27 protein-coding genes are annotated in these 26,985 nt (G+C 68.8%); 14 read left to right on the top strand and 13 right to left on the bottom strand.

Annotation, left to right across the window (positions count from 1 at the left end; all coding sequences use genetic code 11):
- Nucleotides 1-13: 13 nt before the first annotated feature.
- Both QFZ83_RS18125 and arfB read left to right on the top strand, forming a co-directional pair.
- Nucleotides 14-1,198, top strand: a complete 1,185-nt coding sequence (locus QFZ83_RS18125) for an acetyl-CoA C-acyltransferase family protein (protein ID WP_307508703.1) — start codon at nt 14-16, stop codon at nt 1,196-1,198.
- 25 nt (nt 1,199-1,223) lie between these two features.
- Nucleotides 1,224-1,631, top strand: coding sequence for an alternative ribosome rescue aminoacyl-tRNA hydrolase ArfB (arfB, locus tag QFZ83_RS18120; protein ID WP_013540553.1), 408 nt, complete (start codon nt 1,224-1,226; stop codon nt 1,629-1,631).
- Here the strand turns inward: arfB and QFZ83_RS18115 are convergent.
- The 3 genes from QFZ83_RS18115 to QFZ83_RS18105 are packed head-to-tail and all read right to left on the bottom strand — an operon-like array spanning nt 1,600 to nt 4,161.
- Nucleotides 1,600-2,385, bottom strand: a complete 786-nt coding sequence (locus QFZ83_RS18115; RefSeq protein WP_307508698.1) for a glutathione S-transferase family protein — start codon at nt 2,383-2,385, stop codon at nt 1,600-1,602. The genes arfB and QFZ83_RS18115 overlap by 32 nt on opposite strands.
- A gap of 14 nt (nt 2,386-2,399) precedes the next feature.
- Complete coding sequence (locus QFZ83_RS18110; RefSeq protein WP_307508696.1) at nt 2,400-3,383, bottom strand: quinone oxidoreductase; 984 nt, start codon at nt 3,381-3,383, stop codon at nt 2,400-2,402.
- A gap of 4 nt (nt 3,384-3,387) precedes the next feature.
- Nucleotides 3,388-4,161: a GntR family transcriptional regulator gene (locus tag QFZ83_RS18105; RefSeq protein WP_013540556.1), complete on the bottom strand. Its 774-nt coding sequence runs from the start codon at nt 4,159-4,161 to the stop codon at nt 3,388-3,390.
- 154 nt (nt 4,162-4,315) lie between these two features.
- Here QFZ83_RS18105 and QFZ83_RS18100 point away from each other — a divergent pair, with 154 nt between their 5' ends.
- From QFZ83_RS18100 to QFZ83_RS18070, 7 genes are read left to right on the top strand one after another with little or no spacing between them, the layout of a single operon-like run.
- Nucleotides 4,316-5,371, top strand: a complete 1,056-nt coding sequence (locus QFZ83_RS18100; RefSeq protein WP_307508694.1) for an ABC transporter substrate-binding protein — start codon at nt 4,316-4,318, stop codon at nt 5,369-5,371.
- Nucleotides 5,355-7,100: an iron ABC transporter permease gene (locus tag QFZ83_RS18095; protein ID WP_307508692.1), complete on the top strand. Its 1,746-nt coding sequence runs from the start codon at nt 5,355-5,357 to the stop codon at nt 7,098-7,100. Before QFZ83_RS18100 ends, QFZ83_RS18095 begins: the two co-directional genes overlap by 17 nt.
- 33 nt (nt 7,101-7,133) lie before the next feature.
- The gene (locus QFZ83_RS18090; protein ID WP_307508690.1) at nt 7,134-8,222 is read left to right on the top strand and encodes an ABC transporter ATP-binding protein; all 1,089 of its coding nucleotides are present in this window, start codon (nt 7,134-7,136) and stop codon (nt 8,220-8,222) included.
- A gap of 44 nt (nt 8,223-8,266) precedes the next feature.
- Entirely contained in the window at nt 8,267-9,913 is a 1,647-nt protein-coding gene (locus QFZ83_RS18085; RefSeq protein ID WP_307512753.1) for a carboxylesterase/lipase family protein, read from the top strand.
- A gap of 41 nt (nt 9,914-9,954) precedes the next feature.
- Entirely contained in the window at nt 9,955-11,169 is a 1,215-nt protein-coding gene (locus tag QFZ83_RS18080; protein ID WP_307508689.1) for a CaiB/BaiF CoA-transferase family protein, read from the top strand.
- The gene (locus tag QFZ83_RS18075) at nt 11,166-11,993 is read left to right on the top strand and encodes an enoyl-CoA hydratase (protein WP_307508687.1); all 828 of its coding nucleotides are present in this window, start codon (nt 11,166-11,168) and stop codon (nt 11,991-11,993) included. The genes QFZ83_RS18080 and QFZ83_RS18075 overlap by 4 nt, the downstream gene beginning before the upstream one ends.
- Nucleotides 11,994-11,995: 2 nt before the next feature.
- On the top strand, nt 11,996-12,742 hold the full coding sequence (locus QFZ83_RS18070; RefSeq protein ID WP_307508685.1) for an enoyl-CoA hydratase/isomerase family protein: 747 nt from the start codon (nt 11,996-11,998) through the stop codon (nt 12,740-12,742).
- A 3-nt stretch (nt 12,743-12,745) separates the two neighbouring features.
- Here QFZ83_RS18070 and QFZ83_RS18065 read toward each other — a convergent pair whose 3' ends face one another.
- Nucleotides 12,746-13,273, bottom strand: a complete 528-nt coding sequence (locus QFZ83_RS18065; protein WP_307508683.1) for a hypothetical protein — start codon at nt 13,271-13,273, stop codon at nt 12,746-12,748.
- Between the two features lie 128 nt (nt 13,274-13,401).
- Between QFZ83_RS18065 and QFZ83_RS18060 the strand changes: the two genes are divergently transcribed.
- A complete protein-coding gene (locus QFZ83_RS18060) occupies nt 13,402-13,980 on the top strand; it encodes a DUF3299 domain-containing protein (RefSeq protein WP_307508681.1) in 579 nt (192 codons plus the stop codon).
- Between the two features lie 10 nt (nt 13,981-13,990).
- On the opposite strand, the gene QFZ83_RS18055 is transcribed toward QFZ83_RS18060, so the two are convergent.
- The 4 genes from QFZ83_RS18055 to QFZ83_RS18040 all read right to left on the bottom strand — a co-directional run bounded on the left by QFZ83_RS18055 (nt 13,991) and on the right by QFZ83_RS18040 (nt 18,550).
- Entirely contained in the window at nt 13,991-14,875 is an 885-nt protein-coding gene (locus tag QFZ83_RS18055; RefSeq protein ID WP_307508678.1) for a LysR family transcriptional regulator, read from the bottom strand.
- A 19-nt stretch (nt 14,876-14,894) separates the two neighbouring features.
- The gene (locus tag QFZ83_RS18050; protein ID WP_307508675.1) at nt 14,895-16,613 is read right to left on the bottom strand and encodes a SulP family inorganic anion transporter; all 1,719 of its coding nucleotides are present in this window, start codon (nt 16,611-16,613) and stop codon (nt 14,895-14,897) included.
- Between the two features lie 79 nt (nt 16,614-16,692).
- Nucleotides 16,693-17,106, bottom strand: a complete 414-nt coding sequence (locus tag QFZ83_RS18045; RefSeq protein WP_306877487.1) for a DUF2501 domain-containing protein — start codon at nt 17,104-17,106, stop codon at nt 16,693-16,695.
- A 91-nt stretch (nt 17,107-17,197) separates the two neighbouring features.
- Nucleotides 17,198-18,550: a M20/M25/M40 family metallo-hydrolase gene (locus QFZ83_RS18040; protein ID WP_307508672.1), complete on the bottom strand. Its 1,353-nt coding sequence runs from the start codon at nt 18,548-18,550 to the stop codon at nt 17,198-17,200.
- A gap of 139 nt (nt 18,551-18,689) precedes the next feature.
- Between QFZ83_RS18040 and QFZ83_RS18035 the strand changes: the two genes are divergently transcribed.
- Nucleotides 18,690-19,595, top strand: coding sequence for a LysR substrate-binding domain-containing protein (locus QFZ83_RS18035; protein WP_307508670.1), 906 nt, complete (start codon nt 18,690-18,692; stop codon nt 19,593-19,595).
- On the opposite strand, the gene QFZ83_RS18030 is transcribed toward QFZ83_RS18035, so the two are convergent.
- From QFZ83_RS18030 to QFZ83_RS18015, 4 genes are all read right to left on the bottom strand, one after another.
- Nucleotides 19,596-20,810, bottom strand: a complete 1,215-nt coding sequence (locus tag QFZ83_RS18030) for a beta-ketoacyl-[acyl-carrier-protein] synthase family protein (RefSeq protein ID WP_307508669.1) — start codon at nt 20,808-20,810, stop codon at nt 19,596-19,598.
- Nucleotides 20,807-21,049, bottom strand: coding sequence for an acyl carrier protein (locus tag QFZ83_RS18025; RefSeq protein WP_013540572.1), 243 nt, complete (start codon nt 21,047-21,049; stop codon nt 20,807-20,809). The genes QFZ83_RS18030 and QFZ83_RS18025 overlap by 4 nt, the downstream gene beginning before the upstream one ends.
- Before the next feature lie 99 nt (nt 21,050-21,148).
- A complete protein-coding gene (locus tag QFZ83_RS18020) occupies nt 21,149-21,859 on the bottom strand; it encodes a phosphatase PAP2 family protein (protein WP_307508668.1) in 711 nt (236 codons plus the stop codon).
- Nucleotides 21,860-21,940: 81 nt separating this feature from the next.
- On the bottom strand, nt 21,941-22,789 hold the full coding sequence (locus QFZ83_RS18015; protein ID WP_013540574.1) for a helix-turn-helix domain-containing protein: 849 nt from the start codon (nt 22,787-22,789) through the stop codon (nt 21,941-21,943).
- An 89-nt stretch (nt 22,790-22,878) separates the two neighbouring features.
- Here QFZ83_RS18015 and QFZ83_RS18010 point away from each other — a divergent pair, with 89 nt between their 5' ends.
- Complete coding sequence (locus QFZ83_RS18010) at nt 22,879-24,129, top strand: MFS transporter (RefSeq protein WP_307508665.1); 1,251 nt, start codon at nt 22,879-22,881, stop codon at nt 24,127-24,129.
- 65 nt (nt 24,130-24,194) lie between these two features.
- Entirely contained in the window at nt 24,195-24,944 is a 750-nt protein-coding gene (locus tag QFZ83_RS18005) for a sulfite exporter TauE/SafE family protein (RefSeq protein ID WP_307508662.1), read from the top strand.
- Nucleotide 24,945: 1 nt separating this feature from the next.
- Here the strand turns inward: QFZ83_RS18005 and QFZ83_RS18000 are convergent, their stop codons facing one another.
- Nucleotides 24,946-25,863, bottom strand: coding sequence for an AEC family transporter (locus QFZ83_RS18000; protein WP_307512751.1), 918 nt, complete (start codon nt 25,861-25,863; stop codon nt 24,946-24,948).
- Nucleotides 25,864-25,981: 118 nt separating this feature from the next.
- Between QFZ83_RS18000 and QFZ83_RS17995 the strand changes: the two genes are divergently transcribed.
- Nucleotides 25,982-26,956, top strand: coding sequence for a tripartite tricarboxylate transporter substrate binding protein BugE (locus QFZ83_RS17995; RefSeq protein WP_307508660.1), 975 nt, complete (start codon nt 25,982-25,984; stop codon nt 26,954-26,956).
- Nucleotides 26,957-26,985 lie beyond the last annotated feature (29 nt).

Below are 26,985 nucleotides of genomic sequence, written 5' to 3'. Positions count from 1 at the left end.
GGAGAACCACACCATGACCCAACGCGACATCTTCGTGGTCGGCACCGCCCGCACCGCCATCGGCACCTTCGGCGGCGCGCTGAAGGACGTGCCCAACACCCAACTGGCCACCACCGCCGTCAAGGCCGCCATCGAACGCAGCGGCCTCGCGGCCGATGCCATCGGCCATGTGGTGATGGGCAATGTGATCCCCACCGACGTGAAGGACGCGTACCTGAGCCGCGTGGCCGCCATCGATGCGGGCTGCCCCATCGAGACGCCGGCCTTCAACGTCAACCGCCTCTGCGGCTCCGGCCTGCAGGCCATCGTGTCGGCGGCGCAGGCGATTGCGCTGGGCGACTGCGACATCGCCATCGGCGGCGGTTCGGAATCGATGAGCCGCGGCCCGTACTTCGACACCTCGGCCCGCTACGGCGCGCGCATGGGCGACGCGGTGCTGGTCGACTACATGCTGGGCATCCTGCACGACCCGTGGGAGAAGATCCACATGGGCATCACCGCCGAGAACGTGGCCGCGCGCTACGGCATCACGCGCGAGCAGATGGACGAGTTGGCCGCCACCAGCCAGCAGCGCGCCGCCGCAGCCATTGCAGCGGGACGCTTCAAGGAGCAGATCGTTCCGGTCGAGGTGAAGACGCGCAAGGGCGTCGTGCTGTTCGACACCGACGAGCACGTGCGCGCCGACACCACCGTCGACACGCTCTCGAAGATGAAGCCCGCATTCAAGAAGGAAGGGCTCGTCACCGCAGGCAATGCCTCGGGCATCAACGACGGCGCGGCGGCTGTCGTGCTGGCCGAAGGCGGCCGCGTGAAGGCGCTGGGCCTGAAGCCCCTCGCGCGCCTCGTCGGCTACGCGCACGCCGGCGTCGAACCTGCGTACATGGGCATCGGCCCGGTGCCGGCCACGCGCAAGGTGCTGGAGCGCACGGGGCTGAAGGTCAGCGACTTCGACGTGATCGAGTCGAACGAAGCCTTCGCGGCGCAGGCCTGCGCGGTCATCAAGGAGCTGGGCTTCGATCCGTCCAAGGTGAACCCGAACGGCTCGGGCATTTCGCTCGGCCACCCGGTGGGCGCGACCGGCGCGATCATCACGACGAAGGCGATCGCCGAGCTGCACCGAACGGGCGGGCGCTATGCGCTGGTCACGATGTGCATCGGCGGCGGGCAGGGCATTGCGGCTGTGTTCGAGCGCGTCTGAGCGCGTTCGGGGCACACTTGCGGACATGCTCCGCCCACCCATCCTGATCGACCCCGACGAAGTCGAGATCAGCGCCATCCGTGCGCAGGGCGCGGGTGGGCAGAACGTCAACAAGGTGTCGAGCGCGGTGCACCTGCGCTATGACATCCACGCCAGTTCGCTGCCCGCCGATGTGAAGGAGCGGCTGCTCGCATTGCGCGACAGCCGCATCACACAGGAGGGCGTCTTCGTGCTCAAGGCGCAGCAGCACCGCACGCAGGAGATGAACCGTGCCGACGCGCTCGCGCGGCTGCAGGCGGTCGTCGACACCGTGGCCACGCCGCCGCGCGTGCGGCGCGCCACCAAGCCCACCTACGGTTCGAAGCAGCGCCGGCTCGAAGGCAAGAGCCAGCGTTCGCAGATCAAGAGCCTGCGCGGGCGGGTGCAGGACTGAGCGCAGCCGCCGCGTCGCGCTGGCGCAGCGCGGCGTCGAAGCGATCGAAGCGTGCGAGCGCGAAGGCGGGGCGCTGCTGGACGCGCGCCCACCAGCCGGCCGTGCGCGGGCAGCGGTCGTGCGACACCGCATCCGGTGCGAGTTCGGTGATGCGCGCCACGAACGGCACGGCCGCGATGTCGGCCAGCGAATAGGCGCCGCCGACCAGCCAGTCGCCGCTGTCCGCGAGCATCGCTTCCATCTTGCCGAGCAGCGCCAGCAGCTTCTCGAGCGCCACCGCTTTCTCTTCGTCGGTATAGGGCTGCCGCGCGATGCGTGTCCAGGCCTCGCGGCGCTCGGGCGTCGGAATGCGTGCAAGGCGCTCCTTGAGCTGCGCGTCGCTCCACTGGCTCGCGCCGGGCTGCAGCGCGATGCTCCAGTTCAGGACGAGGAGATGCGGCAGGGATTTCTCGTCGGTCCAGCGCACGAAGTTGCGCATCACCGCGCGGTCGAATGCATCGGCCGGCCTGAGCGGGGGCTGCGGATGCACGTCGTCCAGGTACTCGCAGATGGTCGAGCTCTCGTAGAGCGAAGCGCCGTTGTCCAGCCGCAGCGCCGGCACGACGCCGTTCGGATTCATCGCAAGGTAGGCGGGCGAATGATGCTCCTGCTTGCCCATGTCGATGGGAATGCTTTCGTAGGCGAGGCCTTTTTCGGCGAGGCACAGGCGCACGCGGCGCGACGCGCTGGAGAGCCAGCCGTGGTAGAGCTTCATGGCGAAGGTTTCCTTCAGGGGATCAGCACAGCGGCGCCGGTGGTGGCGCGGCTTTCGAGTTCCTCGTGCGCGCGGCGCGCCTCGGCGAGCGGATAGCGGTGGCCCACTTCCAGCGTCACCTGGCCGCCGAGCACCGCGTCGAACAACGCCGCCGCGCCGCGCCGCAGGTCGGCCGCCGTGGCGATGAAAGTGCGCAGCGTGGGCCGCGAAACGCTCAGCGATTTCGCATGCAGCCGCTGCAGGTCGAAGGCCTCCACGTCGCCCGATGCGGTGCCGTAGTTGATCGCCATGCCCAGCGGCTTGAGGCAATCGAGCGAGGGCAGGAAGACGTCCTTGCCGACCGCGTCGTAGACCACCGAGACGCCCTGGCCGCCGGTGCATTCGAGCGTGCGCGCCACGAAGTCCTCGCGGCGGTAGTCGATCACGTGATGGCAGCCGTGCGCGCGCGCGATCGCCATCTTGGCCTCGGAGCCGACCGTGCCGATCACCGTGGCGCCGAGTGCGCGGGCCCACTGCGAGAGGATCACGCCCATGCCGCCGGCCGCCGCATGCACCAGCACCGCCTCGCCGGGCGCAACGGGATAGAGGCGCCGCAGCAGGTACTCGGCCGTGAGCCCGCGCAGGAGCGTGGCGCCCGCGACTTCCTCGGACACGCCCGCCGGCAGCGGCACCACCCGGTGCGCCGGGATGTTGCGCACCGCCTGGTAGGCGCCGGGGTGGAAGTACGCCACCGACTGCCCGACGTGCAGGCCCGCCTCGACCTCGGGTCCGATCGCATCGATGGTGCCCGCGCCCTGCGCGCCGAGGACGACCGGAAACGCGGTGACCGCATGCGGTCCGTGCGAGCCGCGGCGCTGGTAGATGTCGGCGAAGTTCAGGCCGATGGCCGACTGCCGGATGCGCACTTCGCCCGGTCCGGGATCGCCCACCTCGACCTCCACCTGTTCGAGCACTTCGGGGCCGCCGTGGGCCTGGATGCGAATGGCCTGCGTGCGCATTGCGTCAGGCCTTGCTGGTCGACTTGGCCGTGGGCTTGCGCCCGCGCGCGGCACGCTCCGTGACCGCCAGCGCATCGGCCGCCACCTCGGGTGTGGCCACGGGCGCGGCGACCGGCACGCCGTGCGGCATGCTGGCGATGGCGTCGGCATACACGTTGCCGCCGCTGGAGATGTGGCCGGTCATCGCGCGATAGGCGGCGTCCTCGTCGCCGTTCAGGATGGCATCGAGCACCTGCTTGTGCTCCACCAGCGAATTGCGGATGCGCCCCGGCCGATCGAAGAGGGTGCGCTGCGGATGCCGCATGCGCAGCCGCATCGCGCGCAGCTGGCGGGCCAGCACCTCGTTCAGGCTGCCGTCGTAAATGATCTCGTGGAAGCTCCTGTTGGCCGCGCCGTAGAGCTCGGCGTCGTCCTTCGCGGCGGCGTCGCGGCAGGCCTGGTCGGCCAACGCCAGTTGCTTGCGCTGCACGGCGGGCATGCGGCGAGCCGAGAGCCGGGCGGCCAGGCCTTCGAGCTCCATGAGGATTTCCAGCATCGCCACGTATTCCGGCAGCGAGAGGCTCGCCACCACCGCGCCCTGGCGCGGCACCGTGGTCACCAGGCCGGCCGACATGAGCTGCAGCAAAGCCTCGCGCGCCGGGGTGCGCGACACCTCGAAGCGGTCCATGAGCGCCTGCTCGTCGATGCGGGAGCCGGCCACGAGCTGGCCTGACGTGATCTCCGCTTCAAGGGCGGCGCGAATCTTGTCGCTTAGATTGATGCGTGGCGATGGGGGCATGAAGGGTCTCCGATGCGCTGGATTCTAAACATCATCGTGCACGCAGGCGCTTCATAAAAATACGTAGAAACGAGATATGTATTTTTATGAGACTCATGAATACACTGAAAAGGAGCCGGCGCATTCATCCACAGATCCGGCCATGGAGACATTCATGCAACTGAACCGACGCCATTTCCATGCCCTGGCCGGCGCCGCTGCTTCGGCGGCCGCGCTCGCGCCGTGGCACAGCGCAAGCGCCCAGACTTCGCTCGACGCGCTGCACGAAGCCGCGAAGAAAGAGGGCGAACTCACCTGGTACATCGTCTACCTGCCCTCCGAAGACGCCGAACTCATGTCGCGCACCTTCACCGCGCGCTACCCGGGCGTGAAGGTGAACGTGGTGCGCACCACCGCGCAGGTCGCGTTCCAGCGCCTGAACCAGGACCTGAAGGCGAAGACGGCCAACTGCGACGTCTTCTCCTCGACCGACATCGCGCACTACCTCGATCTGAAGAAGCGCAAGCTGCTCATGAAGTACGTGCCCGCGGCCTCCGCCACCATGGACAAGCGGCTGCAGAACCTCGACCCCGATGGCTACTACCACGTGGCCAGCGTCGCGATGGTCGGGCTCGTCTACAACACGCAGAAGGTCAAGGCCGCCGATGCGCCCAAGAGCTGGAACGACCTCGTCGATCCGAAGTGGCGCGGCCTCGCCTCGGTGGGCCATCCGGGCTTCAGCGGCTTCGTGGGCGTCTGGGCCATCGAGATGCGCAAGCTCTACGGCGATGGCTGGTTCAAGAAGCTCGCGGCCAACAAGCCGCAGGTGGGCCGCTCGATCATCGACACGGTCACCACCGTCACCTCGGGCGAGCGCTCCATCGGCGCCGGTCCCATCAACCTCGCGGCGATGATGGCCGAGAAGGGCAACCCGCTCGCGATCGTCGCGCCGAAGGAAGGGCCGGTGCTCATGCTCTCGCCCTCGGCCGTCATGGCCAACGCGCCGCACCCGAACGCCTCGAAGCTCTTCATGGAATGGCTGCTCGGCAGCGAGGACGTCGACATGCTCTCGATCGACCGCTTCGGCGTGCCCAAGCGCGCCGGTGCCAAGCCGCGCCCCGGCGTGCTGGGCCTGGACGACAGCAAGACCGCGTTGCGCCCCGACCCGCAGGAGTCGGTGGACGGCGTGCCCGAAGTCATCGACCTGTGGCGCGATGCTTTCGGCGTCTGAGGCGGTGGCACCGCAATCGGCCCAGCCGGTGCGCATGGCCGTGCCCTCGCGGCTGGCCGACCCCGCGCTCTGGCTCTTCGGCATCCTGGTCGTCGCGCTGGTGCTGCTGGTGGCCAACCCGATCCTGCGGCTGGTGTGGGACAGCTTCAGCAGCGCCGACGGCGGCGCCACGCTGCGCAACTACACGAGCGCGCTCGGGCGCAGCCGCAACCTGCAGGCGCTGCTGAATTCGCTCTACCTCGGCGGTGCGGTCACGGTGCTCGCGCTCGCGCTCGGGGTGCCGCTCGCGCTGGCCGTCTCGCGCACCAACATGCCGTGCCGCAACCTCACGCACATGGGCGTGCTGGCCGCGTTCGTGATGCCGAACTTCCTGGGCGCCATCGCGTGGATCCTGCTCGCGGGCCCGAACGCGGGCTGGCTCAACCGGCTGTGGCTGGAGGTGTTCGGCGGCGCGGGCGATGACAGGGGCCCGTTCAACATCTACAGCTTCTGGGGGCTCGCGTTCGTCATCGCGCTCTACACCTTCCCGCTGATCTACGTGTTCACCAAGTCGGCGCTGGACCTCATCTCCACCGAGCTGGAGGACGCCGCCTCGATCCACGGCGCGGGCAAGTTCAGAACGCTCACGCGCGTCACGCTGCCGCTGGTGATGCCGTCCATCGTGGGCGCGGCGATCTTGATCTTCCTGGAGTCGGTGGCGCTTTACGGCACGCCCGCCCTCATCGCGATTCCGGCGGGCATCAACCTCGCGACGACGCAGATCGTGTCCTTCTTCGAATACCCGCTGCGGGTGGAGCAGGCGGCGGCGTTCTCCATGCCGATCCTGGTGCTCACGGTGGTCATGCTCTGGGTGCAGCGCAGGCTCCTCTCGCGCAAGGGCTTCGTCTCGGTGTCGGGCAAGGGCGGCGAGCGCCGGCCGTTCGACATCGGCTGGTGGAAGTGGCCGCTCCTGGCCTATGCAGCGCTGGTGTCGCTGCTCACGGTGGTGATGCCGCTGGCCATCCTGGTGCTCGCGTCGCTCTCCAAGGCCTGGGGCCGCGGCGTGACCACGGGCAACCTCACGCTGGCGAACTATTACGACATCTTCTTCCAGCAGCTCACGGTGCGCGAAGCCATCGTGAACACGGTGCTCTATTCGGGCGCGACCGCGCTGGTCTGCGTGCTCATGGGGCTGTGCGTGGCCTACGCGGTGCAGCGGCGCATCACGCCCTGGCCGGGCGTGGTGCAGTTCCTCGCGCTGGCGCCGGTGGCAGTGCCGGGGCTCATCCTCGCGATCGGCCTCTACGCCGCCTACGCCGGCCCGCCGTTCTCGCTCTACGGCACGGGCGCGCTGATCGTGGTGGCCTTCACCACGCGCTTCCTGCCCATCGCGGTGACCGCCTGCGCGGCAGCCGTGCGCTCCCTCAACCCCGAGCTCGAAGAGGCGGTGCGCGTGCTCGGCGGCGGGCGCATCACGGTGCTTGCGCGGGTGGTGTTTCCGCTGCTCAAGACCACGCTGGTGGGCGTCTTCATCCTGGTCTTCGTGATCTGCACGAAGGAGTTGTCCACCGCCGTGTTCCTCACCGGCCCGGCCTCGCGCGTGGTCTCGGTGCTCACGCTCGACCTGAGCGAGCAGGGCAACTACGAGACGCTGGCCGCGATGGGCGTGGTGCTGGTGGTGATCACCACGCTGGTGGTGGCCGCGGGCATGCGCATCGCCGGGCGCGACTTCATGCTGCGCCGGCCCTGAAGAACCGAGACACAAGGAAAGAGAACCGACGCCATGCCCAACATGCCCAACACGTCCAACATGTCCAAGCTGCACCTGAAGAACATCCACAAGAACTACGGCACCACCGCCGTGGTGAACGACCTGAGCCTGGAGCTGCGCCAGGGCGAGCTCGTCACGCTGCTGGGCCCCTCGGGCTGCGGCAAGACCACCACGCTGCGCATGATCGCGGGCTTCATCGAACTCACGGCCGGTTCGATCGAGATGAACGGGCAGCAGATCTCCGGCGCGTGCCGCACGGTGCCGCCCGAGCACCGCGGCATGTCGATGATCTTCCAGAGCTACGCGATCTGGCCGAACATGACGGTCGCCGAAAACGTGGGCTTCGGCCTCGACGTGCGGCGCACGCCGGCCGCCGAGTCGAAGCGGCGCGTGGGCGAGATGCTGGAGGTGGTGCACCTCGGGCACCTGGCGCACCGCTACCCGGCCGAGCTCTCGGGCGGCCAGCAGCAACGGGTGGCGCTCGCGCGCGCGATGGTCGTGCGGCCGGAGGTGCTGCTGCTGGACGAGCCGCTCTCGAACCTGGACGCCAACCTGCGCGAGGAAATGGCCAACGAGATCCGGCGGCTGCACGACGAGTTCCGCTTCACCACGGTCTACGTCACGCACGACCAGTCGGAGGCAATGACCATCTCCGACCGCATCGCGGTGCTCAACCTCGGCCGTCTCGAGCAGATCGACACGCCCTGGAACCTCTACAACCGTCCGCACACGCCGTTCGTGGCCGGCTTCATCGGCCGCACCAACCTCGTGAGCGCGACGCTGCGCGCGGGCTGCATCACGCTGGACGGGCTGCACGGCGAGGTGCCGATCCAGGACGAGGCCGCGCGCGACCGCGCCGATGCGCGCGTGTCGATCCGCCCGCAGTCGCTCTACCTGGGCACCGACGTGCTGGGCGCGCTGCCGATGGGACGGGTGGCCGTCGTGTCGCGCACCTACCTGGGCGAGTACTGGGACTACGTCGTGCGGCCGCTGGGCGGCGGCGACACGCTCAAGGTGCATGCGCCGCCCTCCAGCGTGCTGGAAATCGGGCACGAATCGGCGCTGTCGGTGGACCCGCGCGGCGTAGCCGTCGTGAGCTGACGGCGAATCCACGCAACGACAACAGAAAGACCTCCGACGTGACGATGCAGCAGCAACCTCGATCAACGCCTTTTCTCAACCGCCGCGGCCTGCTCGGCGCGGCCGTCGCCACCGGCGCGCTGTGGTGCGCCAGGGGCGCGCGCGCCATGACCGAGGGCGAGATCTTTCCTGTCGTGGAGACGGCGAACGGCCGGCTGCGCGGGCTCATGTCCGGCGGCATCGCCGTGTTCAAGGGCGTGCACTACGGCGCCGACACCTCGGGCGCCAACCGCTTCATGCCGCCCGCGCCGGTGGCGCGCTGGGCCGGCGTGCGCGACGCGACCGCCTATGGCAACTACGCGCCGCAGATGCCGGCCGACCGGCGCCGCGCCTATGCCGATCTCATCATGTACGACCTGCAGCCGGGCGGCATGGGCGAGGACTGCCTGGTGATGAACATCTGGACGCCTTCCGCCTCGCCCTCGGGCCGCAGCCGGCGGCCGGTGATGGTGCACCTGCACGGCGGCGGCTACTACGCGGGCTCGGGCAACTCGCCGCAGTTCGACGGCGAGATGCTCGCGCGCTTCGGCGACGCGGTGGTCGTCACGCTCAACCACCGGCTCGGGTCCTTCGGCTTCCTCGACCTCTCGGGGCTGGGCGATGCGCGCATGGCGCAGTCGGGCGCGGCGGGCATGCTCGACATCGTCGCGGCGCTCGGCTGGATCAAGGAGAACATCGCGGCCTTCGGCGGCGACCCGTCGCGCGTGCTGGTGTTCGGCCAGTCCGGCGGCGGCTTGAAGACCAGCGTGCTGATGGCAATGCCCTCGGCGCGCGGGCTCTTTCACCGCGCGGGCGTGATGAGCGGCTCGGGCCTGCGCGTGGCGCCGCAGGAAGCCTCCCGCAAGGCCGCCGGCGAGTTCGTCGCATCGCTGGGCCTCGGCAAGGACCCGATCGCCCGGCTGCAGGCATTGCCGATGCACACGCTGCTCGCGGCGCAGGTGACCATGGAGAACGCCGACCGCGCGAAGGGCGAGGCGCCGCGCGCCTTCTCGCCGGTGCTCGACGGCACGGCCATCGCGCGGCATCCGTTCGATCCGGACGCGCCCGCGCTCTCGGCCGCGGTGCCAATGATCGTGGGCACCACGCTCGACGAGAGGGCTTATCGCCGGATCGATTTCAACGCCGACGAGGCGGCTCTCCTGAAATTCGCCGAAGCCCGCGTGGGCGACGATGCGCGCCGCCTCGTGGCCATGTACCGCGACGAGGACCCGTCCGCGTCGCCCTATGTGCTGCAGGCGCGCATCGACACCGACATGACCTTCCGCCGGGCTGCGCAACTGCAGGCCGAGCGCAAGGCCGCCGCGGCAGCCGCGGGTGCCGCGCCGGCCTACGCCTACCTCTGGAAGATTCCGAGCCCGGCCTATGGCGGGCGCTACGGCGCGCCGCATGGCACCGACATCGGGCCGAGCCTGCACGACATCCGCCACGGCCTGAACGGCCCGAGCGCGGAGAGCGTGCGGCTGGCCGACCAGCTCGCGGGCGCCTGGGTCGCCTTCGCAGCCACTGGCGATCCGAACAACGCACGCACGCCTCAGTGGCCGGCCTACACGGCGCAGCGGCGCGGCACGCTGGTCTTCCAGGGCGACAGCAGCCGCACGCGTGCCGAGGACGATCCGCGCCAGGCCTTCCGCACTTACTGGGCCGCGCGCTGAGGCGCGGGCGAACACACACCGACCACCGAAAGCACATCGCCATGGCCGACACCGACACCGACATCCAGCCCGCCGAACTTCCGCTCTCCCGCTACAAGGTGCTGGACCTCAGCATCGCCCGCGCCGGCCCCGTGGCCGTGCGCCTCCTGGCCGACTGGGGCGCCGACGTGACGCGCGTCGATCCGCCGCCCGCGCAGGACCGCGGCTCCGTCACCGGACGGCGCCGCGGCTCCGACGAGCAGAACCTGCACCGCAACAAGCGCAGCCTGTGCCTGGACCTGAAGTCGCCGCGCGGCGCCGAGGTGCTGCGGCGGCTCATCGCGCGCAGCGACGTGGTGGTGGAGAACTTCCGCGCCGACGTGAAGGAGCGCCTGGGCCTGACCTATGCGCAGTTGCAGCGCATCAACCCGCGCGTCATCCTCGCGAGCATCTCGGGTTTCGGGCAGGACGGCCCGTACAGCGACCGGCCCGGCGTCGACCAGATCGTGCAGGGCATGTGCGGGTTGAGCTCGGTGACCGGCGAGCCCGGGCGCGGGCCGGTGCGCGTGGGCATCGCCATCTCGGACACCACCGCCGGCATGTTCCTCGGGCAGGGCATCCTGCTCGCGCTGCTGCATCGCGAGCACACGGGCGAGGGGCAATGGGTCCACACCTCGCTGATCGAGAGCATGCTCAACAAGCTCGACTTCCAGGGTGCGCGCTACACGGTCGACGGCGAGGTGGCGCGCCAGCAGGGCAATGCGCACCCCACGCTCGCGCCGATGGGCACCTACCGCGCTCGCGACGGCATGGTCAACATCGCGGCCACCACGGCGCGCATGTGGGCTGGCTTCTGCGAGGCGCTCGATGCGCGGTCGCTGCTCGCCGACGCCCGCTACCAGGAGGCCGCCTCGCGGCTCGCGCACCGCGCGCAACTGGACGCCGACATCGACGAGATCACCTCGGGCTTCGACACGGCCGAACTCGTGGCGCGGCTCAATCCGGCGGGCGTGCCGTGCGGACCGATCTACGACATCGGGCAGGCCTTCGAGGACGCGCAGGTGAAGCACCTCGCCATGACGCGGCCCGCCCGGCATCCGGTGCTGGGCGACATCGAGCTTCTGCGTTCGCCGATCAATCTCTCGGCGGTGCCGCATCCGCCGCGCTTTCACCTGGCGGGCCCCGACCCCGGCGAGCAGAGCGACGCGTTGCTGCAGGAGCTGGGCTACGACGACGGCGCCATTGCGGCGATGCGCGCCGAAGGAGCCGTGGCATGAGCGCGCCCGGCACCTCCAACGCGCGCCGCCTGCCGCTGGCAACTTCGAAGATCGTGGCCGAGGTCGAGGACGGCGTCGGCTGGCTCACCTTCAACAACCCCGAGCGGCGCAATGCCGTTTCGCTGGAGATGTGGCAGGGCCTTGGCGACGCGGCCGAGGCCTTCGAGGCCGATGCGCAGGTGCGCGTGGTCGTCATGCGCGGAGCCGGCGGCCAGTCGTTCGCGGCCGGTGCCGACATCTCGGAGTTCGAGCAGTTCCGCGCCAACGCCGAGCAGAAGGAGGCCTACGGAAAGATCGCCGCGCGCGGCCAGCTCGGGCTCGCGCAGCTCACCAAGCCGCTCATCGCGATGATCGAAGGCTTCTGCATCGGCGGCGGCCTCGCGCTGGCGTTGACCGCTGACGTGCGCATCGCCACCGCGGGCTCGCGCTTCGGCATTCCGGCGGCAAAGCTCGGGCTGGGCTACGAGTACGCGGGCATCGCGGCGCTCGCGCGGCTGGTGGGGCCGTCCGCGGCGAAGGACATCCTTTTCAGCGCGCGCTTTCTCGCGGCCGACGAGGCGTTGCGCATCGGGCTCGTGAACACCATCGCCGACGACGGCCAGCTGCACCAGCAGGTGCGCGCCTATGCGCAGGGCATTGCGGGCAACGCGCCGCTCACTGTCCATGCGGCCAAGGCCGCGGTGCGCGCCTTCGAGCGCTACTCGGCCACGCCCGAGGCGGAGGCGATCGAGGAGCTGGTCAACCGCTGCTTCGACAGCGAGGATTACCGCGAGGGCCGCCGTGCCTTCATGGACAAGCGCACGCCGCATTTCAAAGGACGCTGAGCATGGGCATTCCCAAACTGACGATCGACGGCGCGGTCGCGCACATCACGCTGCGGCGCCCCGGGCAGGCCAACCGGCTCGAGCCCGACGACCTCGCGGCCATCGCCGCGCACATCGAAGAAGTGAACGCCAGGCCCGAGGTGCTGGTGCTCGTGCTGCAGGCCGAGGGCAAGTATTTCTGCAGCGGCTACGACATCGGCCGCATCGGCGCCTCGCGCGACGTGGCGTTCGACGAGGTGGTGAACGCACTTGAAGATGCGCGCCCCGTCACCATCGCGCTGATGCAGGGCAGCGTCTACGGCGGCGCCACCGACTTCGCGCTGGCCTGCGATTTCCGGCTCGGCGTCGAGGGCATGGACATGTTCATGCCGGCCGCGCGACTCGGGCTTCACTTCTACCAACGGGGGCTGGAGCGCTACGTCACGCGGCTCGGGCTGGACCACGCGAAGCGGCTGTTCCTCACGGCCGAGCGCATCGATGCCGGGGAGATGAAGGCCATCGGCTTTCTTACGCACCTCGTGCCTCCCACCGAACTCGCGGCGGCGGGGCAGCGCCTCGTGGCAACGCTGGCGGGCATGGCGCCGATTCCGCTCGTCGGCATGAAGAAGCACCTGAACCACATCGCGCGCGGCACGCTCGATGCAGAAGCGCTGCGGCACGACATGGCGCGCTCGGCCGCGTCCGCCGACCTGCGCGAAGGCCAGCGCGCCTGGGCCGAGAAGCGCCCGCCGCGCTTCACCGGCAGCTGAAGCTCAGGCGCCGGTCGTCGCCGCCAGCGGGCTCGCGGCGGCGGTGCCGCGCAGCCGGCGGATCTGCAGTGCCACGCCGGCAAGGTACAGCACCAGCAGCACGCCGGTGATCGCCTTCAGTTCGGGCGCCTCGGCGCTCGACAGCAGCGGCGCACCGAGCGGGAGCCGGGTCAGCGTCTCGGTGAAAGCCGGAATCCAATGGAAGAGAAAGCTCGCCGAATAGGCGACGGCCTCGATGTAGCGCGAGTGCTTCCCGAGGCTGCCCCGGCCGGCCAGTGCACCGACCGCCAGCGCAGCCAGCGTGATGATGCCCAGCGCATGCGGCTTGCCGAAGCCGCCGTGCTGGAAGATGCCGAAGCCGGTCAGGCAGGTGAGCACGGTGGTCCAGACGAAGACCTGGCCCCACCCGGTGCGGAGGGTGATTTCCTTGTAGCGCAGCAGGGCGACGATCCCCGCGAAGACGGCGACCAGGCTGATCGCGGTGTGAACCAAGCCGAGGGACGTGAGTCCCAGCCATCCTGTAGCTGCCATGCGGATCTCCTCGATATCGTGGTGCGGCATTCTGGCGCGTTGACCGGAATTTGTGCCATTGGCTTCAAAAAGAGGCAACTCGGCCTCGCGTTATGGGTCTGAAACATCTTCCAAGCACAATCGACGCCATGACAGTTTTCCTCGCGCGTGCCCTGACGGCGCTGTTCCTCACCCTCACGGCCTTCGGGCTCACGGGCTGCGGACCCGGGTCCGCCACCGCCAGCAATGCGAGCGTCGCCTCGGCCCCGGAGCTCAATTGGGACGAACTCATCCCCAAGAGCTGGGATCCGACCAAGCGCTACCGCAACATCAGCCTTGAAGCCCTGCGCGACAACGACCCCCGCGCGATCCAGATGCTCGACGAGATGCGCGCCGTCTGGGACAACGCGCCGGTCAACGTGGCGCTCGACGGCACCGCGGCCAAGCTCGCTGGGTTTGTGGTGCCGCTCGACAGCACCCAGGACGGCATCCGCGAATTCCTTCTCGTGCCGTACTTCGGCGCCTGCATCCACACGCCGCCCCCGCCCGCCAACCAGATCGTGCACGTGATTGCCGACCAGGCCTTCAAGGGGCTGCACGCAATGGACACGGTGAAGGTCAGCGGCGTCCTGAAGGCCGCGCGCTACGCCTCGGCGGACATGGGCGTGAGCGGGTACGAGATCAAGTCGGCGGCGGTGGAGCGCTTCGTTCCGGCCCAGCCGAAATAAGCGACCGCATTCACGTCATTCGCTGCGACAGGAAGTCCAGGAACGACGTGATCCGCGCCGACAGTTGCGTGTTGCGGTAGTACACCGCGTTCACCGGCTGGCGCACATCCACCGTTTCCTTCGCGAGCACCTGCACCAGCGCACCGCTCGCGCGGTCGGCGGCGGTCATGAAGTCCGCGAGGCACACGATGCCTGCGCCGGCCAAGGCGAGCTGGCGCAGCGTCTCGCCGCTCGATGCGGCGAGCGTCGGCGCGATGGCCCATTCGTCGCCATGCGCCCCGCGCAGCGGCCAGCGGTTGAGCGACTCGGGTTGCGTGAAGCCCAGCAGCGCGTGATCGGCCAACTCGGCGGTGGTGCGCGGCTTGCCGTGCGCTTCGATATACGCCGGGCTCGCGAGCACGCGCAGGCGGTGCGTACCCAGCGGCCGCGCATGCAGCGTGGAGTCGCGCAGCGGCCCGATGCGGATCGCGATGTCGGTGCGGCGCTCCAGCAGGTCGATGGGCAGGTCGTCGGTGTCCAGTTCCAGGCTGATCTGCGGGTAGAGCTTCCGGAACTCGGGCACCAGCGGCACGATGGCGTGCAGCATGAAGGGCGAGGCAGCGTTCACGCGCAGACGGCCGGCAGGCTGCTCGCGGCGCGCGGCCATCTGCTCTTCGGCATCGTCGATCGCATCGAGGATCGCGCGGGTGCGCTGCAAAAAGGCCGCGCCTTCTTCGGTGAGTTCGAGTCGCCGCGTGGTGCGGCGCATCAGCGTGGTATCGAGCTTCTGTTCGAGCCGGCTCAGCGCACGGCTGATGCCCGAGACCGTGTGGCCGAGCTGCTCGGCCGCGGCGGTGATCGAGCCGGTGTCCACCACCGTGCGAAACGCGACGAGTTCTTCGATGGTGGTTTTCATGGGGCGGCTGCTCGTGCCGTCAGCCTGCGGTCTCGGTCTCTGTCGGCACCTCGATGCGCGGCATCAGCGCCGCAAGCGCTTCGCCGTCGGTGCGGTAGCTGAAGAGCATCGGGCCCGGCGCAAGGAGGCCGGCGCGCTCCAGCACCTCCATCGCCGGCAGCTTCATGCCGCTCAGGTGCAGGCGCACGCCCTTGGCTTCCATCATCCGGCGGATCGAGCCGAACACTTCGGCGCCGGTGATGTCGATGCGGTTGATGGGCTGTGCGAAGAGGCACACGTCGGTGAGGTCGGGGCGCTCGGCCAGCGCGACGGTGAGCGCGCGTTCGAGCGTGGAGGCGGAGGCGAAGTCGAGTTCGGCGTCCATGCGCAGCGCATAGAGCTGCGGCGCGAGCGGCGGCAGCTTCCAGAGGTTGCGGTCGCGCAGGCTCCCGTCGGGGTGCAGGCCCACTTCGATGATGCGCGGATGCAGGTGGCGGTACATGTAATGCGCCATGCTCGCGAGCAGGCCGCCGAGTACGCCCCAGTAGATGCTCGGCGCGGTCGCGATCGTCAGAACGAAGGTGCCGAAGGCGATGCCCGCCTCGATGCGCGAGACGCGCCAGAGCGCCGTGAAGCTCGCCGGCTTCACCAGTCCCAGGATGGCCGTGACCACCACGGCCGCCAGCACCGCCTGCGGCACGTGATAGAGCAGCGGCATCAGCCACAGGAGCGCACCGGCCACCACCACCACGCTGAAGAGCGTCGCCCAGCCGGTCTGCGCACCCGCATAGAGCGTGATGGCCGAACGAGAGAACGACGAGCTGGTCGGGAAAGCGCCCGTGAAACCCGAGGCCAGCTTGGCGAGGCCCTGCCCGATCAGGTCCTGGTTTTCGTTCCACAGCGTGCCGGCACGTGCGTTGTCGACCTTGGCGCTGGAGGCGGTCTCCAGAAAGCTCACCAGCGTGATCATCAGCGCGGGCAGCACCAGCGCGCTGAAGGTGCTCAACGGGAGCAGGCCGGGCCAGTAGAACGAGGGCAAGCCGGAAGGCAGGCTGCCGACCACCGCGCCGCCGCGCAGCGCGTAGTTCATGACCCAGCTGATGGCGGCAGCGCCGGCCACCAATGCCATCGTGGTCGGAAAACGCGGCATGAACCGCTTGCCCAGCCACAGCACCGCGATGCTGCCGAGGCCAAAGGCGATGGCCACGAGATCGGGCAGCGGCCCGCCCTGCAGCACCTGCGGAATGGTGCGCCCGGTGAAGCCCAGCAGCGACGGCAACTGCGAGATCGCAATCAGCACCGCCGCGCCCTGCGTGAAGCCGATCAGCACCGGTGAATTGACCAGCCGCAGCAGCCAGCCGAAGCGCCCCGCACCCAGCACGATCTGGATCGTTCCGGACATCAGCGTGAGCCACACCGCCATCGCCACCCATTCGTCGCTGCCCGCCACCGCAAGCGGCGCGAGCGAGGCGCCGACCAGCAGGCTGGTGAGCGCCGTGGGCCCGACCGACAGCCGTTGCGACGAACTGAACATCACCGCGATCAACGCGGGGAACAGCGCGGCATACACGCCGGTGACCAGCGGCATGCCGGCGAGCGCCGCATACGCCACGCCTTGCGGAATGACCATCAGCGCCACGGTGATGCCGGCCATCGCCTCGCTGCGCAGCAGCCCCGCGGAAGGACGGGGCCATGCAAGACAGGGAACCCAGCGCGCGAGGCGCTGGCGCAGGGAAGAGGGGGAGGCAGCCGGGGTCATGGAGTCGTTACGCGCGCACGGGGAGAAACAGGCAAGCACATGCGCGGTGCGCCGCGCGGGGGCAATGCGGGGAGCGGTGTCAGATCAGCGAGGTGGCGTTCTTCAGAACGTAGTCGCAGGCTTTTTCCTTCACCTTCGACGACAGGATCTTCATGTTGAGCGTCTTGCCGTCGCCGCCTTTCAGCAAGCCTTTCGCACCGCTTTCGAAGTTCTTTTCCTGCTGCTTCTGGCCGGTGATCTTGGCCAGCAGCTTGTCTTTCACCGAGGCCGCGTCGCCGCCGAGATAGTTGTTCTTCACGCAGTACTGCAGCACGCCGGCAGCGCTGCCGATGGTGCTGGAGCCGATGGCGGGCATCTTGAAGCCGAGGTTGCTGCCTTGCGAACTGGCGGCGGCGCCGGCCTTTTCCTTCAGCTGGTCGAGCAGGTCGTTGGCCTGTGCCGAGGCGCCTGCGGCGAGCAGGGCCAGGGCAATGAGTGTGGAGCGGGCATGCATGGTGGTCTCCTTGGAAAGCAAAGGGGAGAAGCGCCCGCCAGCATACCGGAGAGTCCCCGGCGTTTCCGGGGGCATGGCCCCCGGGCTCGCGCTAGTTCTTGCGCGGCGCGCGCTTCTCCAGCAGGGGTTCGCTGGTGCCCTGCACCCCGACCAGGCCCAGCACCGTCACGAGCGAGTTCTGCGCGCCCTTCCAGCCATCGGTCACGTCGATCCATTCCGACAGCGCGTGGAAGCCGCCCGTCTTGCCGCCGGCGCCGATGATGATGGCCGGGATGCCCAGCGACATCGGCACGTTGGCATCGGTGCTCGCGCCCGTCAGCAGGGTCTTGTGGCCGAAGGCGCTGTTCGCGCGCGTGGCCGCTTCGACGACCACCGTGTCCGATTGCGTGCGGCCGCCGGGCCGATCGCCGATCAGCTTGCGGCTCGCGCTCAGGGTCGTCACGTTCCAGCGCTTGTTCTCTTCCTCGACCGCTTCGTCGATGGCCGCGAGGATCTTCTTTTCGGTCTCCAGCAGCGGCGCCATTTCGTCGGAGCGGATGTCGATGGCCATGCGTGCGTCCGGCGCGATGGTGTTCACCGAGGTGCCGCCGCCCACGGTGCCGACGGTGAAGGTGGTCTTGGGGAACGTCGGCGTGCGGACTTCGGCGATCTTCGCGATCGCGCGGCCCATGCCGTGGATCGCGCTCGGCACCTGGCCGAACGCGCCGAAGCTGTGGCCGCCCGGGCCCTTGAAGGTGACTTCGTAGCGGTGGCTGCCCGTGCCCAGCATCAGCACCGTGCCGTCGGGCGCCGGCTCGAGGCCGACCATGCCGTCGATGTCCAGGTGGTCGCGAAAGATCGCCTTGATGCCGCGCAGGTTACCCAGCTCTTCTTCGCCGACGTTGCCGACGATCAGGAGGTCGCCCACCGTCTGAATCTTGTTGTCGTTGAGCACCTTGAGCCAAGAGAGCAGCACCGCGAGGCCGCGCGTGTCGTCGGAGATGCCGGGCGCGTAGAGCTTGCCGTCGCGCTCCTTCACCTTCACGTCGGTGCCGGCGGGGAACACGGTGTCGAGGTGCGCGGAGATCAGCAGCTTCGGCCCATTGCCCGAGCCTTTGCGCAGGCCGACGACGTTGCCTTCGGCGTCGATCTTCGCGTCGGCGAGGCCCAGCGCCTTCATGCGCGCGAGGAAGGCTTCGGCGCGCTTCTGTTCCTTGAACGGAGGCGCTTCGATTTCGGTGAGCATCTTCAGGTCTTCGACAGAGCGTTCGTGGTCGGCCTTCACCGCATCGAGCAGCTTCTGGATCGCGGGCGCCGCCATCAGCTGCGTGTAGGCCTTGTCGATCTCGGGCCGGACCTGCGCGGGCGTGGCCGCGACGGCCGCGTTCTGGGCTTGGGCGACCCCGGCGGCGCAGGCCAGGGCGAGGACGATCGGGGCAAGGCGGAATGACGCGGAGCGAGGCATGGCGGTGGTTTGTCCTTGAAGGTTGAGAAGGCGCGGGAGGGCGCCGCCGGCGCGGCGCCGTCAGCAATTCTTAGGGGCAAGTGAGGCGCCTGCTCTGGTTTAATCTTTGGCCTTGTCAGTTTTTCTTACGAACACCGCCATGCGCCGCCACATTCCGAGCACCCGAGCGCTCCTGATCTTCGATGCGGTGGCCCGCCATCACGGCGTGGGCAAGGCGGCCGAGGAGCTTTGCCTCACGCACAGCGCCGTGAGCCAGCAGCTGCGGCTCCTCGAATCGCAGATCGGCGTGCGGCTGGTGCAGCGCACCGCGCGCGGCACCGAGCTCACCGACGCCGGTCGCCGCTACCACGGGCAGATCGCGGGCGACCTGATGCGGCTGCAGAACCACACGCTCGAAGCCATGGCGCAGCGCGTCGACGGCCTCAGGCTGATCGTCGGCGCGGTGCCGGTGCTCGCGGAGGGCTGGCTCACGCCGCTGCTGCCGCAGTTCATCGCACGGAATCCGGGCTGCAGCCTGCATCTGCAGGTGTTTCCGACCGATCTCTATATGGCCGACATGCCGTTCGATGTGGGCGTGCAGTACGACGACGCGGTGTGGCCCGGCGCCGATGCGCGGCCGCTGATGGGCGAGTTCTGCGTGGCCGTGTGTTCCCCGCGCGCGAAGGGCCGGGCCGCGATGGGGCGCGGCGACTTTCGCGTCGCGCCGCTGCTTCAACTGCGCACGCGCATGGGGGCGTGGGAAGAATGGTTCGCGCAGACGCCGCATGCGCAACCGCCCGACAACCTGGTGACCGGACACCGCTTCGATCTCTTCTCTTCGCTGGTTGCGGCGGTGCGGGCCGATCTCGGCGTGGGGCTGGTGCCGCTGTACTACGTCGAGCGCGAGCTGCGTTCGGGAGAGCTGCAGCTCGCATGCGCGCACCGTGCGCCGTCGAGCCGCGGCTACAGCGTGTTCATGGCGCCGACTCGCACGGCCGATCCGCTGGCGGAGGCGTTCGTCGAATGGCTCTGCGAGGCGGGGGCCGCGTCGCAGCCGTCTGCCTAGTCAGTCAGCGCGGCGGAAAAGCAGCACCGAGTTCGTGCCGCCGAAGGCGAAGGAATTGCTCATCGCCGCTTCGAGCCTCGGTGCGGCGCTGTCGTCCTGCATCACGAGGTTCATGTGGCAGGCCGGGTCGATCTCGCTGCAGTTCGCATTGGGCGGCAATTGCCGGCGATGCAGCGCGAGCACCGTGATCAGTGCCTCGATGGCGCCCGCCGCGCCGAGCATGTGGCCGTGCAGCGCCTTGGTCGAGCTCACGCGCAAACCGTCGAAATCGTCGCCCCACACCTCGGCCAGCGCATTGCGCTCGACCACGTCGCCGATGCGCGTGGCCGTGCCGTGCGCATTGCAGTAGCCCACGTCGCGTGGTTGCAGGGCGGCCTGCCGCAGCGCCTGGCGCAATGCGCGCGCCTGGCCGGGTGCGTCGGGTTTGGTGAGGTGGGTGGCATCGCTGCTCAAACCCCAGCCGGCCAGCGTGGCGTAGCTGCGGGCACCACGATTGCGTGCGCGCTCGGCGGATTCGAGAACGAGGAAGGCCGCGCCTTCGCCGAGCGCGAAACCGCTGCGATCGCTCGCGAACGGCCGCACCGCGCCGGCCGCTTCGCCGGGCTGAAAGGTGGCCAGTGTCTGCATCGCCTGCCAGGCCAACACCACGCCCGGCACGATCAGCGCCTCGCTGCCGCCGGCAATGGCGACGTCCACTTCGCCGCGCTCGATGGCCTTGGCCGCTTCGGCGATCGCGACGGACGACGACGCGCAGGCGACGGAGTAGGTGAGCACGGGGCCGAGCACGCCGTTGCGCATCGCCACGTGGGCCGCGGGCGCATTGGGCATGAAGGCCGGAATGGTGAGCGGCGACACGCGCCCGTTGCCGCGATAAGCCGCTTCGAGCGCCGCCGCGCCGCCCATGCCGCAGCCGGCGTAGACGCCGACGCGTTCGAGGTCGGCATCGGCCAGGGGCTGGTTCGCATCGCGCAGCGCGAGATCGGCCGCGGCCACTGCGAGTTGGCTGACGCGGTCGACGCCGGCGAGCTGCAGCTTGGTGAACCAGCGCGTCTCGTCGAAAGCCACCGTGGCGGCGGCGGCCGGCTTGGGCAGTTCAGGAAAAACGGGCTGGATGGCCGATCGGGCCTGCAGCAGCGCGTCAAACAGCGCGCCGGGCTCGTCGCCATGGGGCGCCATGACGCCCAGCCCGGTGACGGCAACCTCGTGGTGGTTCACGCTGGCTTCGCGGCCCGGACCTTGTCGACCAGTTGCGCGAGCTCGGCCAGGGTGTCGATGCTTGCGTCCTCGTCGGGCATGGTGATGCCGAAGTGGTCTTCGATGGCAAAGAGGAATTCGGCCAGCGCCAGCGAATCGAGGCCGCCGGTTTCGCGCATCGAGGCGTTGGGGTCGAGCTTGGACGGTTCGATGCCGTACTTCTCGTGAATCAGGTCCTGCAATTCCTTCAGCGAACTCATCGTGCGATGCCTGTCGTCTTGTGCCGCCGTTGATCGATCGATGCAACCTTTGAGGGGTGTGCCATGGGGTCGATCCCTTCCTCGCTCGGCCTGTGTTGGTCAGTGATGGCTAATGATATCCGCTCCAACCAGAGGGGAATCCCCTCGCAAACGCTTGCCCGGCCGCCAGCGCAGGGAGGGAAATGCAAACGCCATGCCGAGCAGCGCGCCCGCCACCACGTCCAGCACCACGTGCTGCTTCACGGCCAGCGTCGAATAGGCGATGGCCGCGAACCACGCCCAGTTGACGATGCGCAGCACGATGGGCGTGCGCGCCTGTCGCAGCAAATGCTCGATCCACAGGGCCGTGAAGATCGCGACCGCCACGTGCATCGACGGGCAGGCATTGCCGGCCGCGTCCACGCCCTGCAGCATCGCGAACCCCGGGTAGCCCGAGACGTCGATCGTCAGCGGCGGTATCTGCGTCGGCCAGAAATAGAAGAGGCCCAGGCCGGTGAGGCACAGCCCGCCGATCCACAGCCCGTAGACCACCAGTTCGCGAAAGGTGAGCTGCAGCCCCGGCGCGATGCCCACGTAGACCCAGAGCGAGAGGTACGCGCCCAGCGTGTAGGGCTGGAAAGGAATCAGGTGGTCCAGCGCCGTGAGCGGCATCACCGCGACCGGGTAGGAGGGGTTGCGCAGCAGGTGGAAGTAGCCGATGAAGAACAGCCAGGTAAAGGCCGTGGTCCCGACCGCCTTCAGCAGGAAAAGGCGGCGAATGCGCAGGCCGATGTCGGCGGTCCAGGTCTGCGGTCGGGGAGGCGATGCCATGTGCGAATCGATGGATGGTCCGTGGTTCTTGGGGCTCGCCGATCTTGCCAGAGCGTCGTGACGCCCTTGCATTTCAAAGGCTCAAGCGGTCGCGGCGGATCGCTTCTTGTGCTGGAACGAAGTGGGCGAGCGCCCCGTCGCCGCCTTGAACATCGCGCAGAACGCGCTGTCGGTGGCGTACCCGCTGGCGGCCGCCACCTGGCTCACCGCCATGCCGCGCGCGAGCAGCGGCAGCGCATGCGCCATCACCGCCTGCTGGCGCCATTGCTGCCAGCTCATGCCGAGCTGGTCGCGAAACAGCCGCGCCACCGTGCGCTCGCTCGCGCCGATGGTGGCCGCGCGCTCGGCCAGCGTGGAGCGGTCGGCCGGGTTGCGCAGCAGCGCCTCGCACAGCTGGCGCAGGCGCTTGTCGGTGGGCAGCGGCACGTCGATGCGGATCTGCGTGGCGCGCTCGATCTCGTCGACCAGGAGCGGCGCGATCATGCGTTCGCGCTGCGGCGCCTGCGGATCGGCCGGCGGCATGCCGTCGGGCGTGGTGTCCAGCGCGAGCATCAGGGCGCGCATCAGCGGGCTGATCTCGAGCACCTCGCATTTCTCCCATGAGGGCGCGAGCCAGGCGTGCAGGTAGATGGTGCGCAGCTCGGCGTCCTCGATGAGCATGATGCTGTGCGGCATGTTCGCCGGCACCCAGAGCGCGCGCGAGGGCGGCACGATGTAGCTGCCGTCCTCGGTGCTCAGGCGGATCACGCCGCGGGTGGAGAAGGTGAGCTGCGGCCACGGATGCTGGTGCAGTTCGACGAAGGTGTCGGCGCTCAGGAAGTGTTCCTTGGCGCGTAGCGGACGCACCGCGTCGGGTGCGAAGAGGTGCGGCGTGAGCGAGGCAACGCTGGTGACCGGAGCGGGAAAGGAGGCGGAAGCGGTGCGTGGCATGGTTTCGACAAATGTTGTCGCTGTATCGCCATTCTGCCGCTCCCCGCGGGCATAGCATCGGTGCCTGCCCCGGTTTTTTGTAGCAATCCATGTCTTCCCACGCGACCACCACCTCCCCAGCGACCTCCTTGCGCTCCGACGCGAAGCTCATCGGCCTTGTCGGCTTGGCCCACGCGATCAGCCACTTCAGCCAGCTCATCCTGGCGCCGCTGTTCCCCTGGCTCAAGGACGCCTTCAACGTGAGCTACACCGAACTGGGCGCGGTGCTCACGGTGTTCTTCGTGGTCTCGTGCATCGTGCAGGCGGCCTCGGGCTTCATCGTCGACAAGCTGGGCCCGCGCCCGGTGCTGTTCGTCGGCCTCGGCGCGCTCGGCCTCGCCGCCTTCGGCTATGCGATGGCGCAGAGCTACTGGATGCTGCTGGTGTGCGCCGTGGTCGGCGGCATCGGCAACGGCGTGTTCCACCCGGTCGACTACACGCTCTTCAACCGCAAGGTCGCACCCACGCGCCTGGGCCATGCCTACAGCGTGCACGGCATCACCGGCAGCCTGGGCTGGGCGCTCGCGCCGGCCTTCGTCGTGCCGATCGCCATTGCGTTCTCGTGGCGCGTGGCGCTGGCATCGGCCGGCGTGCTGGCCATCTTGGTGCTGCTGGTGCTGTGGGTCTACCGCAGCGTGCTGTCGCTCGACGTCGCGGCCGTGCACAAGGCCACGGGGCAGGGCGAGCCGGCGCCTATCGGCGGCGAGTTCGATTTCCTGCGCATCCCGGCCGTGTGGATGTGCTTCGGTTTCTTCTTCTTCTATGCCGCGGTGATCAGCGTGGTGCAGACTTTCGCGCCGGTGGCTGCGGGCCATTTGCATGCCGTGCCGGTGGCGCTGGTGGCGGTGTGCCTCACGGTCTACATGGTGGCGAGCGCGGCCGGCATGGTGGTGGGGGGCTTTCTTGCCTCCGACCCGTCGCGCTGCGAACGCATCGTGGGCGCGGGCTTCGGCATCGCGGCGGCATTGGCGCTGGTGCTGGCCTTCGCGCAGTTCCCGCCGATCCTCGTGCCGGTGCTGTTCGGCGCGATGGGTTTCGTCTCGGGCGTGGCCGGCCCGTCGCGCGATCTGCTGGTCAAGCGCTCGACGCCGCCCAACGCCACGGGCCGCGTCTACGGCGTGGTGTACGCAGGACTCGACATCGGCCAGGCGCTCGCACCGCTGGTGTTCGGCCGCCTGATGGACCATGGCCAGTACACGAGCGTGATCGTCGGACTGGCGCTGGTGCAGGGCGTGCTGATCGCGAGCGCGTTCAACGTCACGCGGGTGCGCCGCACGGCGCTGGTGCCGGCATCGGCCTGATTGAAATATCTCCAGCGCCCACGCGCTGAGGCGGGCGCAGTGCGGCGGCTTCTATCATCGGCCGCATGCAAGCCTTGTATGTCTATGTGATCGTCGGCGCCGTGCTGGCGGGATTCGTGCAGGGCCTCTCGGGCTTTGCGTTCGGACTGGTCGCGATGTCGGTCTGGGCCTGGACCCTCGAGCCGCAACTCGCCGCGGTGCTCGCGCTGTTCGGTGCGCTGACGGGGCAGGTGATCGCGGCCGTCACGGTGCGGCGTGCTTTCGACAAATCCTTGCTCTGGCCGTTCGTGCTCGGCGGCCTGGTCGGCGTGCCGTTCGGCGTGTGGCTGCTGCCGCATCTGGATCTCGTGGTCTTCAAGGTGTGCCTGGGCACGCTGCTGGTGCTGTGGTGCCCGGCGATGCTGATGTCGCAGCACCTGCCGAAGATCACCTTCGGTGGCCGCGTGGCGGATGGCATCGTTGGCGCCATCGGCGGAGCGATGGCGGGTATCGGGGGCTTCTCCGGAACGATCCCGACGCTCTGGTGCACGCTGCGCGGCTTTCAGCGCGACACGCAGCGCGCGGTGATCCAGAACTTCAATCTCTCGATGCTGCTGGTGGCGTTTGCGATCCATCTGTTCAGCGGAAGCATCGTGCCTTCGATGGTGCCGCTGCTCGGGCTCGTGGCGCTGGCCGTCGCGGTGCCGGTGTTGCTGGGGGCGCGGCTTTATATCGGGATCAGCGAGACGGCGTTCAGGAAGCTGGTGTTGGGGTTGCTCACCGCATCGGGTGTTGCGATGCTGGGGTCGGCAGTGCCGGCGTTGATGCAGCGCTGAGCTATCGCGGCAACGCCAGCGCAAACGGCAGGCTCGCCACCCCCAGCACCGTCGACAGCGTCACCAACCCCGCCACATACGGCCCGTTGTAGCCCATGCGCGCCGCGAGCACATAGGCGCTCGAAGCGGTCGGCACTGCCGAAAAAGCCATCAGCACCGACGCCTGAATCCCGTCGAGTCGCAGCGCGCGCGCCAGTCCCCACGCCACCAGCGGAAGGATCAGGTGCCGTATCGCCAGCACCGACACCGCGAGCACCTTGCCGCGCCCAAGCGTGGCGAACTGCATGCCCGCGCCGGCGGCCAGGAGGCCCAATGCGAGCGAGGCTGCGCCGATGCGCGTGAGCGTCGGCGTGAGCCAGGTCGGCACCGTGAACCCCAGCAGGTTCGCCAGCAGCCCGGCCACCGTGGCCACGATCAGCGGATTGCGCACCAGTTGCCGCACGAAGCCGGTCTGCGCATGCCGCGTCATCGGCCACACGGCGGCGATGTTGAACATCGGCACGCACACGCCGATCAGCACCGCGATGAGCAAGAGGCCCTCAGGGCCCGCGAGCCGGTCGGCCAGCGCGAGGCAGATGAAGGAGTTGAAGCGGAACGCGACCTGCGCGCTCGCGGCATGGTCCCGCCGGTCGATGTGCGTACCGAGCCCGGGCACGAAGGGCAGGGCGTAGGCCAGCGCGATGCCGCAGAGCCCGACGCCGACACCCGCGGTCAGCAGGCTCGAGGTGGCGCCGAAGTCGAGCGGGCTGCGCACGATCGAATGGAACAGCAGCACCGGAAAAAGAAAGTAGTAGACGAGGCTCTCGACCTGGTCCCACACGCGGCGGTCGAGCGCGGTGTAGCGGCACAGGAGCCAGCCGATGGCGATGAGGGAGAAGTCGGGGAAAAGCAGCTGCGCGTAGTTCACCGCTTCGAGCATAAACCGCACGGACCATGGGTAATCCAGAGCACGAGGCCGGCGCCGGAGCCGCTAGCATCCGGGCTTCGCTTTTTTCGACATTCGTCAGTCAAAGCCAGTCAATTCAAGGAGTTATTCGATGCAACGTCGTCAATGGAACGCCCTGATGGGGGCAGTCGCCCTGGCCGCAGTCGCGGGCCAGAGCTTTGCGCAGGGCTATCCCAACAAGCCGGTCGAACTGAGCGTGCCGTTCGCTCCGGGCGGCACGACGGACATCGTGGCGCGCGTCATTTCCGATCCGCTGGGCAAGATCCTGGGCCAGCCCGTGGTGGTAATCAACCGCGCCGGTGGCGGCGGCATCGTCGGCGCGGCCGAAACCGCACGCGCCACGCCCGATGGCTACAAGCTGGGCGTGGCCACTGTGTCGAGCACGGCGGCCAACCCGGCCATCAACCCGAAGACGCCGTACGACCCGATCAACGACTTCACGCCGATCACCAACATCGCGGCCACGCCGAACATCATTGCGGTGAACCCGAGCTTTCCGGCGAAGAACTACGCCGAGTTCGTGGCCGAGCTGAAGAAGAACCCCGGCAAGTATTCGTACGCCTCGTCGGGCACGGGCGGCATCGGTCACCTCTTGATGGAGCTCTACAAGAGCCTGACGAACACCTTCGTCACGCACATCCCGTACCGCGGCGCGGGCCCGGCGCTGAACGACGTGGTGGCCGGCCAGGTGCCGATCATGTTCGACAACATCCCTTCGGCGATGCCCTTCATCACCAGCGGCCGGCTGATCCCGATCGTGGTCTCGGCGCCCCAGCGCCTGGCCGCGCTGCCCAATGTGCCGACCTTCAAGGAAGTGGGTCTGGAGCCGGTGAACCGCATGGCCTACTACGGCATCCTCGGCCCGAAGGGCCTGCCCAAGGACGTGGTCGACAAGGTCGCCGCCGGCGTGAAGAAGGCGGTCGAAGATCCGGCCGTGAAGAAGCGCATCGAGGACACCGGCTCGCTGATCGTGGCCAACACGCCCGAGCAGTTCGCAGCGCAGATCAAGGCCGAGTACGACGTGTACAAGCAAGTCGTGAAGAAGCAGAACCTGAAGCTCGACTGATCCGCCTTCACCCCGCAGAAGCCGCCCGC

This window comes from Variovorax sp. W1I1, from assembly GCF_030815625.1.
In the GTDB taxonomy this organism is placed as follows: domain Bacteria; phylum Pseudomonadota; class Gammaproteobacteria; order Burkholderiales; family Burkholderiaceae_C; genus Variovorax; species Variovorax paradoxus_C.
The sequence above is the reverse complement of the archived record's forward strand: the minus strand, read 5'-3'. Positions and strand labels throughout refer to the sequence as shown.